Source organism: Paenibacillus sp. cl6col, assembly GCF_900102125.1.
GTDB lineage: Bacteria > Bacillota > Bacilli > Paenibacillales > Paenibacillaceae > Paenibacillus_B > Paenibacillus_B suaedae.
The window spans coordinates 251,279-263,576 of record NZ_FNAZ01000006.1 but is presented as its reverse complement, the minus strand read 5'-3'; the positions used below and the strand labels follow the sequence as shown (position 1 = coordinate 263,576).

General features: G+C 46.2%; 11 protein-coding genes. All 11 read left to right on the top strand.

Annotation, left to right across the window (positions count from 1 at the left end; genetic code table 11):
- The first annotated feature begins 81 nt into the window (after positions 1 to 81).
- Positions 82 to 996 carry an NAD(P)/FAD-dependent oxidoreductase gene (locus BLS15_RS17385; RefSeq protein WP_090512953.1) on the top strand — a complete coding sequence of 305 codons (915 nt, stop codon included), beginning with the start codon at positions 82 to 84 and terminating at the stop codon, positions 994 to 996.
- 53 nt (positions 997 to 1,049) lie between these two features.
- On the top strand, positions 1,050 to 1,661 hold the full coding sequence (locus BLS15_RS17380) for a class I SAM-dependent methyltransferase (protein ID WP_021255960.1): 612 nt from the start codon (positions 1,050 to 1,052) through the stop codon (positions 1,659 to 1,661).
- A gap of 73 nt (positions 1,662 to 1,734) precedes the next feature.
- Entirely contained in the window at positions 1,735 to 2,301 is a 567-nt protein-coding gene (locus BLS15_RS17375) for a TetR/AcrR family transcriptional regulator (RefSeq protein ID WP_021255959.1), read from the top strand.
- 153 nt (positions 2,302 to 2,454) lie between these two features.
- Positions 2,455 to 5,643 (top strand): bifunctional cytochrome P450/NADPH--P450 reductase, encoded by a 3,189-nt coding sequence (locus BLS15_RS17370; protein WP_090512948.1) that lies wholly within the window; start codon positions 2,455 to 2,457, stop codon positions 5,641 to 5,643.
- 185 nt (positions 5,644 to 5,828) lie between these two features.
- Positions 5,829 to 6,326, top strand: coding sequence for a hypothetical protein (locus BLS15_RS17365; protein WP_021255574.1), 498 nt, complete (start codon positions 5,829 to 5,831; stop codon positions 6,324 to 6,326).
- Between the two features lie 53 nt (positions 6,327 to 6,379).
- Positions 6,380 to 6,805, top strand: a complete 426-nt coding sequence (locus BLS15_RS17360; protein ID WP_021255575.1) for a hypothetical protein — start codon at positions 6,380 to 6,382, stop codon at positions 6,803 to 6,805.
- A gap of 66 nt (positions 6,806 to 6,871) precedes the next feature.
- A complete protein-coding gene (locus BLS15_RS17355) occupies positions 6,872 to 7,405 on the top strand; it encodes a hypothetical protein (RefSeq protein ID WP_028532765.1) in 534 nt (177 codons plus the stop codon).
- A 175-nt stretch (positions 7,406 to 7,580) separates the two neighbouring features.
- Positions 7,581 to 9,062: a protein adenylyltransferase SelO gene (locus BLS15_RS17350; protein ID WP_021255577.1), complete on the top strand. Its 1,482-nt coding sequence runs from the start codon at positions 7,581 to 7,583 to the stop codon at positions 9,060 to 9,062.
- Positions 9,063 to 9,472: 410 nt separating this feature from the next.
- A complete protein-coding gene (locus BLS15_RS17345) occupies positions 9,473 to 10,639 on the top strand; it encodes a bis-aminopropyl spermidine synthase family protein (protein WP_021255578.1) in 1,167 nt (388 codons plus the stop codon).
- A 20-nt stretch (positions 10,640 to 10,659) separates the two neighbouring features.
- Positions 10,660 to 11,190 carry a GNAT family N-acetyltransferase gene (locus BLS15_RS17340; protein ID WP_028532766.1) on the top strand — a complete coding sequence of 177 codons (531 nt, stop codon included), beginning with the start codon at positions 10,660 to 10,662 and terminating at the stop codon, positions 11,188 to 11,190.
- 474 nt (positions 11,191 to 11,664) lie between these two features.
- Positions 11,665 to 12,297: a TetR/AcrR family transcriptional regulator gene (locus BLS15_RS17335; protein WP_021255580.1), complete on the top strand. Its 633-nt coding sequence runs from the start codon at positions 11,665 to 11,667 to the stop codon at positions 12,295 to 12,297.
- The last annotated feature ends 1 nt before the right edge of the window (position 12,298 follow it).

Genomic DNA, 12,298 nt, shown 5'->3' with positions numbered 1-12,298 from the left:
CTGCTTCATAAATCGGAGAAGAATATGTTATCATAGATATTATCAGTCTGTAATATCCTATTTAGTGAGGAGATGAGTATCATGATTTACGATTGCGCCATCATTGGGGGAGGACCTGCAGGATTGAACGCTGCTCTTGTACTCGGAAGAGCAAGAAGAAGCATCGTATTGTTCGACCACAATCGCCCTAGAAATGCGGTGACACATGCATCCCATGGTTTTATTACGAGGGACGGGGTAACGATTCCAGAATTCCGGCGCATCGCGCACGAAGAACTAGGCCGCTATCCATCCATCCGTCTGATGCATGTTGAAGTTACGACAGTTGTTAACGTGGATGGTGTCTTTATCGTACACGACACAATGGGTCAGCGCATTCAAGCGAAGAAATTGATACTTGCGACAGGGGTCAAGGAGATATTCCCGGAAATTGAAGGATTCACTCCGCTATACGGAAAAAGCTTGTTCAACTGCGTATACTGCGACGGCTGGGAATTGCGCGATCAACCACTTGTGGTCGTGTCTGAGCATGCTGCTGGATTTCACACCGTCAAATTGCTCTATCAATGGAGCAAGGATTTGGCCCTATGTACGAACGGGCACTCAACCCTTACACACGAGCAGAAGATGCAGCTTCAATCCAAAGGGGTGAAGGTCATGGAACAACCGATAGCCGCTTTTATCGGACATAATGACAAACTACAACATCTCCGATTTGCAGATGGAACAGAGCTTGCAAGATCAGGTGGCTTCGTCACTCCCAAGTTTGAACAAAGTGCACCATTTGCTGCACAGTTGGGCTGTGAATTGACCGCGACTGGAGGGATTAAAACAGATGATTCAGGGCGAACTACGATAGCGGGTGTTTACGCAGCAGGGGATGCGGCTTCCTTTTCTCCCTCCCAAGTTGTATTCGCTGCAGCAGACGGCAGTCGAATCGCAATGCAAATTAATCGAGAATTGACCGAGGAGGAATTCGAACAGGGGGAGCACTAGATAGGACGAAATCACTTTGGTAGTCATTCAAACCTTTATTGGAGGGGTAACACATGAACATTCCATGGAATGAGCGTTACGGTTCAGCAGAATATTACTACGGAGAAGAGCCAAATGCATTTATCCGAGAACAAGCTCATCATCTTGAGAATTGCCGAACTATCATTGCTTTTGCGGAGGGGGAGGGCAGAAATGCCATCTATTTAGCTCGTGCTGGACATCAAGTGACAGCGATTGATTACTCCGAGAACGGTCTCAACAAAACGGAGAAGTTGGCTCATAAATACAATGTTCGAGTGCATACCAAGCAGGCAAATCTCCTTACGGATCATATCGCTCAACAAGAATACGATGCTGCAATTATGGTTTTCGGCCACTTTCACCAACGTGAGCAAGGCTTAATTGTGAATAAGCTGAAGCAGGCCGTGAAGCCAGGGGGCATCATTATGCTTGAAGTATATTCGAAGGAGCAGCTGCGTTATGGAACAGGCGGCCCCCCGGATATTGATATGCTATATGACCCAGCTGGGATGCTAGCTTGGTGCAAGGAGCTTGAGGTTCTGCACTTCTATTATGGGGAACAGAACCGAGTGGAAGGAAAGGGCCATACCGGATTAGCTCATGTGATTCAAGTGATCGCTAGACATCGATCCGCCACAATTTGATCTTGAACCGCCCTTTTTGATGGGATATTATGTAAGGGAATGAACGTTCATTCTGCGAAAAGGGTGATAGCTAGTGACCACGAACAAAAGAGACGATATTTTACTCGCAGCATTGCATTTATTTACTGACCGCGGTTTCGACGCGACTACCGTACCGATGATCGCTGAACGAGCCAAGGTTGGCACAGGCACCATCTATCGTTACTTTGAGAACAAGGAGGAGCTGCTGAATTCTTTGTTTCAAGAATGCACCGAGCAGTTCTTCCGTGCCGTTAAACAAGGCTTTCCTGATTCTGCAACCGTCCGCGAACAATTTCATCACATTTTTGTTCAGACCATTCATTTCGCGAAAGAGAACAGGGAAGCCTTCTCGTTCATTGACTCTCACTTGAATCCTCGATTATTGGACGAGAAAAGCCTCAAAACATTTGAAATAGGCATGGATTTTATTCGCCACTTCTTATTCAACGGCCAGCAGCAGAACGTTATCTCTCCATTGCCGCCAAATGCGTTAATCTCTATCTTCTACGGGGCGCTTGTCAAATTGTTCGAAACAATCCGGGCAGAAGTGCTCGATGAAACGCACGAACTCCTTGTAGGAGTGGAGGAATGCTGCTGGAATGCAATCCGAGTTCATTAACTCGATTGTGTTCCCTTCTGCAACACGGAATGAATATTCATTCCTACCTGTCTACTGTTGACTTCAATCGTTTATTGCTGCAATGTAACACTGACATCCATGAGCTACCTCTTACGAACGAATCTGTATTCCATATAGAGGAGGCAATATCATATGTCTATTGCGATTCCACAACCCAAAACCTACGGCCCTCTTGGCAACATTCCTCAACTGAATCCGAATACCCCCATCTTATCTTTCATGAATCTTGCTGATGAATACGGTGAAATCTACCGCATGAAGCTGCCATTTGGAACGCTTCATGTCGTCTCCGGGTACGAGTTGGCCAAGGAATTTAGCGACACTGCTCGCTTCGGCAAAATCGTAGATAAAACCGTATTAAACAATGTGCGAGCATTTGCAGGGGATGGTTTATTTACTTCTGAGACGGAGGAGCCCAATTGGAAGAAGGCCCATAATATTTTGCTCCCGAGCTTCAGCCGAACAGCAATGCGGGGCTATTTTGACAAGATGCTGGATCTCGCCATGCAGTTAATCCAGAAGTGGTGGCGCCTAAATCCCGATGATCATATCGAGGTGCCGGAGGATATGACAAGACTGGCGATGGATACGATCGGGCTATGCGGCTTCAATTACCGCTTTAACAGCTTCTACCGTGATCAGCCCCACCCATTTGTAACAAGTATGGTTCGGGCATTGGATGAATCCTTGAATCAAGCGCAGCGGCTTGGCATTCAGGATAAGCTTATGGTCAAAACCCGGCGGCAATTCCAGCAGGACATTGATGTCATGTTCTCCTTAGTCGATAAAATGATCGCTGAACGCAAAGCGCACGGACACGAAGAGGCAGATGACTTGTTAGCCTACATGCTGCAAGGCAAGGATCCAGACACAGGTGAAGCTCTGGACGACGCCAACATTCGGTATCAAATTATTACGTTCTTAGTAGCCGGACATGAGACAACAAGCGGATTATTGTCCTTCGCCCTGTATTTTCTGCTGAACAATCGCGATAAGCTGCAAAAAGGCTATGAGGAAGTAGATCGTGTACTGAAAGATCCCGTTCCCACCTACACACAGATCAAGAATTTGAAATACATCCGCATGATTCTCGATGAATCGCTGCGATTATGGCCAACAGCACCCGCGTTCAACTTGCATGTGAAGCAAGATACGCTGCTCGCGGATCGATATGAGATGAAGAAGGGAGATCGCTTGCTCCTGCTGCTTCCTCAATTGCACCGAGATGCTGCAGTATGGGGATCTGATGCGAACGAATTTCGTCCAGAGCGATTCGAGGATCCAAGCCAAATCCCTCATGATGCTTATAAGCCTTTCGGAATCGGTCAACGCGCTTGTATCGGTCAGCAATTTGCTCTTCAAGAGGCGACACTAATGCTTGGTTTAATCTTGAAACATTTCGAACTCATCGATCACACCAATTATCAATTGAAGCTTATGGAGTCGCTGACCATCAAGCCCGAAGGGTTTACCATGCAAGTCCGTCCGCGACGCACTAAAATCGGAGCCGCAGCCATTCACATTGAAAATCGTGACCCGTCTAATGAAGGAGTCGCCTTAAGCCGAGAGCCTCAACGATCCCTTCACAATACGCCGCTCCTCGTATTATACGGCTCTAATTTCGGCACAGCAGAGGGCGTTGCCCGCGAACTGGCAGAGAAAGGACGTGAACTAGGCTTCCTAAGTAAAGTCGCACCCCTTAACGATTATGCAGATGGTCTTCCCAAGGAAGGCATCACCTATATCATAACAGCATCATATAACGGTCAACCGCCCAGCAATGCACGACGCTTCATGAAGTGGCTGAAGGAAGTGGGGCCGGAAGCATTGACAGGAATTCGCTATTGCGTCTTCGGTTGCGGCGATCATAACTGGCCTAGTACCTATCAGAGCATTCCCATGTTCATGGATGAACAACTCGCGGCTAAAGGAGCAACTCGACTGCTGCATGTCGGCCATGGCGATGCCAGCGGTGACTTCGAAACCGAAGTGGAGGAGTGGCGCGCTATGCTGTGGCCAGCAGTTATGCGTTCACTGGAATTAGAATTTGATGGAATTGATGGAACAGAGGAATCGACAGCTTCTTCGTTAACTGTAGAGGTTGTAAACATATCGGTTGAATCACCGTTTGCCGAATCATACCATGTCCATTGTGCAACGGTCATAGACAATCACGAGCTGCAAAGGGGAGGAAACGGGCGTAGTACACGTCATATCGAGATTGAACTACCTGAAGGAGTGTCTTATCTTGAAGGGGATCATTTAGGTGTGTTCCCTATCAATTCGGATAATCTAGTCGAACGGGTAATAAGCAGATTTGACTTAAATGGAAGCGATCACGTGGTGTTGCGAACAATAGAGAACCGTTTTTCCCATTTGCCGTTACATCGACCTGTGTTGATACATGATCTTCTAAGCCGGAGCGTCGAACTTCAGGAGCCTGCCAGCCGAGCGCAAATTCGCGAGCTTGCCGCATTGACGGTATGTCCTCCGCATCGAATTGAATTAGAAGCATTGCTTGAGGCAGAAGACTATAGGCGGAATATCCTAGAGAAGCGAATATCAATGTTAGATTTACTTGAGAAATATGAAGCTTGCTCAATGACATTCGAGCGCTTTCTAGAGCTGCTCCCGCCACTAAAAATACGATACTATTCGATATCCAGCTCTCCTCGTGTACAGCCGAATCAGATTAGTCTTACGGTAGGGGTCGTACAGAGTCCGGCTTGGGATGGACGCCATGAATATCGTGGAGTTGCTTCTAACTATCTTGCCGACAGACAACCAGGCGAATCCATCAGGATGTTTATTCAGCCACCGCAGTCCAATTTCCGGCTGCCAGAGGATCCAAGCACACCTATTATTATGGTAGGCCCGGGGGTAGGAATTGCGCCATTCCGTGGATTTCTTCAAGCTCGGCAAGCCATGAAGGAGCAAGGGATTCCGCTCGGCAGCGCATATCTTTATTTCGGCTGTCGAGATGCGACGGATCACATCTATGAAGAAGAACTGGAGCATTATCAACAAGAGGGGATTGTTACGGTACACACCGCATTCTCTCGTATCGAGGGTCAATCAAAAACCTATGTCCAGCACCTGATCAAGCAGCGTCAGCAAGAAGTGATCGGTCTCCTTGATCAAGGGGGACAGTTCTATGTGTGCGGAGACGGGAGCGCTATGTCACCAGATGTGGAGGCAACACTTAAGCAAATGTATCAAGACGTTCATGGTGTTAGCGAGACGAAAGCAGACAGATGGCTGGAGCAGCTTGGATCCGACGGGAGATATGTGAAGGATGTATGGGCAGGCAGGAAAGTATAATTAGCCAAAACAAGTTGTAAACGAGTTGCAGGACAAGGGCGCCCTAGATGGGCGTCCTTTACCATTTAGACAGCTAACTAGGTCATTCGTGTGATTGTGTTGCAAGAACAGGCTTTATATACTTGATTGGAGGTTGACAGCACGGTAGACTTTCTAGCATCGCAGACTAGTAGGAGGGAATAACAATGATATATATTGAAGCTGCCGGGGTCGAGGAAGACGAAATGTACTATTTTGAGATTGACGAGAACGGAACAGCTTATCGACAAATAAGCAAACATGGCGATTTACATAGCGAGGTCTCCACTGCGCCCGATTTTGTGTTGTGCGATCAAGAAGTAGTTATTGAGGCGGGTGATCGTATCATTACGAAGGAACAATTTGAAATCGAGTGGCAGCAAGCGATTGAGCCTAACCTAGCGGCATGGAAGATAACGAAGAAGCAGTATCCCCCAGGGAGTCCGGTAAGCGGGGAAATTGCGATGTTTTATCCGCAAGGAGCGATCATCCGTTTGAGCGATGATGCTTATGCCGTAACAGATTATAATAAACTAAGAGAACTAACGCCTGCACAATATTTATATCCAAGCTACTGTATAGAAGGGTTCGTCGTAGACTACGACGAGATCAATTTATGGCTGGTTATCGAGAACTGTAAGATAACGGGAGAAAACTCTTTGTAGGTAGTAACAGTGCTTCTATTGAACCTAACTTTTTTCAGAAAGGAGGAGATGAGATGACGAAAGACGAGGCGCTATTTCTTCTTAAATGCCATGCTTTCCATCATGACGATTTCGAACACGAAAAAATGTCGAATGGATTTTTGGGCATGCTGAGACCTTTTCGCGGTGAATTGATTGAAGATAATTTCCACGAGCTGATGAAGATCATTGAAGTTCTGGCTGATGAGTTCGCGAAGCCGCAAGTAAACAGAATCTTGATATCGTGCTTCTGGAGCATCTGTCAGCTATCCCGAGCATGGGCTTTATATCCTGACGGCATGCTGCAGAGCAATGGCCTGCTTTCCCAAGAACAAGTTCAAAAAATGGATGAATGGGTAGACATGATCTCGTATGCAGTGATGGTATTATTGGAAAGCGAAGATCAATTGGATGAAGCACTATGGTTATATCGAGAATACTTGAACAATCAAGAGAAATAAGCAAAGCGTGAAGGCGAACCAAGGGTATATCGAGGGAAATACATACACTTGATTGGAGAGAATGCGATGAATAGCAAGCTTGCCTCATTAGACTGTATTCCATGGCAGCGAATGACAACCGCTTATGGAAGGGGAACGGACATTCCTCAACTGATTGAAGAAGGACAATATCATGAATTGGCTAATTTAATCGAGCATCAGGGGACATTGTGGCAGGTAACGCCATGGGTACTGCTTGTGTTGCTGCAGAAGCTGGCGGATCGAGCTAGCCAACCAGAACAAATTACGGAAAACGAAATGACGCCTTACCCGGCTGTTGCCTCCGCATTAGCCTTTCAAGACATGGAGGTGGGGCAAGCGGTTGACAAGATGGAAGACTTACTAGAAGAAAAGTACTTATGGCCGGAGAGCGAGGAAGAGGATGAGGAACAGTGGGAGGAAGGTGAACCGCCTGGATATGATCCAATTCCGTTCTTTAGTTATTATTACTATAGCTATAACTTATTGAAGCAGGCAGTGCCTACTTTCACTGCAATCAAGAATGGCAATCGCCAGCTTGCTCCCACTATTGCTGAGATTCTTCAGTTATTTGCAAGCTAATTTATACAGAACTTATCACCATCAATAGAAGAATAGAGAAGGGTAATGCGTAATTTCGGTGATTTATCTATCTTTACCTTGGCCGCATGCTTACCTGAACAGGTATAATAAATATACGTTAGCAAACCCTAACAGCACGATACATACGAAATAGCAGGAATGAAAAGGAGATACAATGGACGAGAAACCTTCTAATTTAGACGCAGGATGGAACTTTGACAACAGTTACTCCCGTCTTCCACATTCATTTTACTCCAAGCTGAATCCAACTCCTGTCCGAGCGCCGGAACTTCGTGTTTTGAATGAATCACTCGCAGCCTCCCTCGGATTGAGTGCAGAAGCATTAAGAAGCGAGTATGGCGTAGCTACGCTTGCCGGCAATACGATTCCAGAAGGGGCGCTGCCGCTCGCCCAAGCTTATGCTGGACATCAATTCGGGTATTTCAATATGCTGGGGGACGGAAGAGCAATTCTGCTTGGCGAACATATTACGCCTACGGATGAACGATTCGATATTCAATTGAAAGGCCCCGGCAGAACCCCATATTCACGAGGTGGTGATGGTCGAGCCGCCCTCGGGCCGATGCTGCGAGAATACATCATCAGTGAAGCGATGTACGGTCTTGGCATTCCAACGACACGCAGCTTAGCGGTAGTGTCCACCGGTCAAGGAGTCATACGTGAATCAGAGCTACCGGGCGCGATACTCACTCGTATCGCTGCGAGTCATATACGAGTCGGGACATTTCAATACGTATCCAATTGGTGCGGTGCCGAGGATTTGCATACTTTGGCTGATTATACGCTGAACAGGCACTTCCCAGGAGCAGCAGACAACAGTGACAACCGATATTTGATCCTGCTCAAAGAGGTTATAAAGCGCCAGGCATCGCTCATCGCTAAATGGCAGCTTGTCGGATTCATTCACGGAGTCATGAATACGGACAATATGGCGATTAGCGGTGAAACGATTGATTATGGCCCTTGCGCCTTCATGGATGCGTACAATCCAGATACCGTCTTCAGTTCTATTGATCGAGAAGGCCGCTATGCATATGGCAATCAGCCGAATATTGGCGGGTGGAACCTTGCCCGGTTCGCGGAATCCATCTTGCCGCTGCTGCATGACAACGAGTTGAAGGCCGTGGAAGTGGCCGAGGATGCCCTGAATGAATACTTTGAGCTGTATCATAGTCACTGGCTGGCTGGAATGAGAGCAAAGTTAGGCATATTCAATGAAGAAGAGCACGATGAAGCCTTGATTAACGACCTGCTGAATCTGATGCAGAAGCATCATGCTGATTATACCAATACGTTCCGTGCATTGACCCTCAATACGGGCGAGAAAGAGTCATCTTTATTCGCTAGCACCGAGTATGGACAATGGCATAAGCAATGGCAAGCAAGACTAGCCAAACAACCGCAATCCAAGGAACAGTCACTTCAGCTTATGCGCAGCAGCAATCCAGCCGTCATACCGCGCAATCATCGAGTTGAAGAAGCTTTGGATGCAGCGTCGCAAGAAGGGGATTTCAGCGTGATGAAGCGGCTGTTGGATGTTCTCGCTAATCCATTTGCGTACTCTGCGGATCAGGATGAATACTGCGAATTGCCGCCTACGCCTTCCCGTCCTTACCGAACTTATTGCGGGACGTGATAGAGAGTACAATCAGTAACTTGACATGTACAATTACAAGGTGTTACGATAAATGCATAAATTTTCTAGGGAGAGATGTTGATGTTGGCGGTCGTTCTTAACTAATCAAATTCCATAGTGAGGAATATGTAATGCCAGTGAGAAGTGTTGCTGCTTAGCAATATTTATTTGCTGTGGCTTTGCGTACCCTCGGAATTAGTTAAGAACAACGGATATCATACTTGCCTTAGGTCATAAGTATGCCTATTTATTGAACCCGCATCCGTGCTTCTTGAAGCACGGATTTTTGCTTTATTTGGGGGCTTATTTAGGCATCAATCAAGAAGGGCGTAGAATGACGTTTGTTCATTCTGCGCCTTTTTTATGTGACATGAATGAGCGTCATTCCGCCAACAAGGAGGAATTACCGAATGCGCAATTTTATCGATATCGCAAATGAAGGCGTACGCTTGGAAGAAGGGATCACTGTCATTGAGCAGCTCTTGTTGGAATGTTATTTGAACCCTGGAATCTCTACCAAAGAATTGGCCCGGAAAGCTCTTATTCCGATACCAACTGCTGCTGCCGTTAAACGGGAACTTATCAAGGTCGGAGCCATTGTTCAGGATAAAGGAGCACGCTGTACCGTGAAAGGGAAAGCATGGGTTGAGGAACAATGGGGGTATCGTGGAATCCAAAGAAACCTTTATCAAGAGCTGATGTCTCTCGAAAATGGGATTCATCCCGATCTGGATCATGTATTAGCCGATTTGCGGGAAATCATGAAGTATCGTCCACAGGCCGATACTCGGATCGATCAATCCAAATGTACACCGGAGACTAGCTTACGCAGAGCAGTGCTTTGTTTGAAGCAGCAATTCTTAATTGGGAAACAGATTATGTGTGTGGGCGACGACGATTTGGTTAGCGTATCAATTGGACTGCTGCTTCAAGCTCTATTCCCTAATAGGAGACATTCCAAAACAGCAGTGCATGTCGTTGACATGGATGAGCGATTTTTACATTACATTCATGATGTGGCACAGCAAAAACGATTGCCGATTCAATGCATCTATCACGATTTAAGAGAACCACTGCCGGCAAACTTGCAAGGGAAGTTCGATTGTTTCTTCACAGATCCCCCGTATACGCTGCAGGGGATGAGCCTCTTCGTATCTCGAGGTATTAGCGCACTGCGGAAGAGAAAAGGCTTGCCAATTTTCTTATCCTTCGCACATAAGTCACCTGATTACATGTTTACGATGCAGCGTGAGTTCCTAAGAATGGGGGTGACGACCAGTGCAACAATGCCGCGATTTAATGAATACGAAGGAGCAGAGATTATCGCGAATCGGAGCCAGATGATCATTCTCAAAACGACTGAGCGTACCATACCGGATTGCTCAGGGACATTTGAGGATGCATTATACACAGGTGAAGTGAGGCAGACGATGCGTACGTACAAATGTAAACAGTGCGGGAACAAGATCACGGTTGGCTGCCAATGTGATATCGCAACGATAGAGCAGCTCAAGCACCGAGGCTGCCACTCATGCGGCAACGATACATTTGATTTCATGAATAAGAAAACATTATGATATATCAAGAAGGAGAAAACATGAACATCATCATTCGAAAAGAAACACAAGCAGACTACCAAGTGACTGAATCCGTTGTGAAACAGGCATTCGACTCATTGGAATTCAGTGATCAAAAGGAACATGAATTAGTATCCCGTATCCGGCAATCCGACGCATTCATTCCGGAGTTATCCTTAGTCGCTGTTCTCAGTGATCGTATCGTCGGTCACATCCTGTTATCTCGAATAACAATTCGTGGAGATCAGCACACCGTAGATTCACTCGTCTTGGCTCCCGTATCCGTGTTACCGGAATACCAAGCTCTCGGAATTGGAGAGAAGCTGATCCGCGATGCACTGCAACTAGCTGTACAGTTGGAATACAGTTCTGTGATCGTATTGGGTCATCCTCAGTATTATCCGAAGTTCGGCTTCAAGAAAGCCTCAATATGGGGGATACAACCACCTTTTGAAGTGCCTGACGAGGTATTTATGGCATTGGAGCTGCAAGAGCACGCTCTGAATCACGCTTCCGGGGTTGTGCAGTATCCAAGTGAATTTTTTGAATAAATGGTCGTTCTGGCCGGTATGCAGATGATCAGGCCAGGTAGCGAGCCATACATGGGAGAGTCGATAATGAGGTACCCAATTGTCGCGTATGATGCGAAATGCCATGAACAATTAGTAGACATATGGCTTCGTACGTATAGATAGGGCGTTCAGCTCTCGATGGAACAGGCCGACCTTTTCCATTGCTGCATCTAGAACTAAAAAATGATCCATCGGGTTAAGCTTTTATATCGATTTCGAGTACAATCATGTAATTCTATTTCTGCTGAAATAATAAACGAAGTAATCGGGTGTTTACACTCGTATTTTATGTTTAGATGTTCAAGCCAGTCTCCCTAGAGGGGATTGGCTTGAACTCTTTTTGTCTTGAGATTAATTTCATAATGAAAAAGGATGAGGGCGGCATATTTGGATCGTTTCATCATATGATCGATACTGACCGAAAGGTTAGTAAAAAGTGAAGGAGGAGAAGCTTTGCCTGTAAGGCTCTACGAAAGAGAAAAAGTGTTGAGGGCCTGCATATCCGTATTCGCGAGCAATGGTTATAAAAACACTTCGACCGGGATGCTGGCTGAAGCAGCCGGCACATCGAAGGCTTTAATATTTCATCATTTCACCAGCAAGAAGAAGCTGTATTTCAGCTTATTGGATCATTGCATTGAAAAGTTATCAAGCAAAATTCGAGCGGACTACATACTCGATAACGAGGATTTTTTTGAGGCTATAGATACGATAAGCCGCTTAAAACTCAATTACTTTCGTAAACACGCGAATGAGTACAAATTGGTGTACGAGGCTTTCTATTTGATGCCTGATGAACTGAAAGAAGACATTGAGCTGAAGTATGGGCACGCAATTGCCCTCAGGTATCAAGAGTGGGAACGATTATTTGAAAAAGTTCAGCTGCGAGAAGGCGTTCCGCGCAAGCAAGCTTTTGAGCTAATCAAGATTACGCTAGAGCATTTCCAAAGGAAGTTTATTGAGGAGCTCAAGGATATTGATAACATTGAGGAAGAATGCCTTGATGTCTTGCTTGATGAGATGAAAAGCTTCTGCTGCATGATCCGTCATGGAATTGCATCGGACACGACTGACACGAATGCATGAC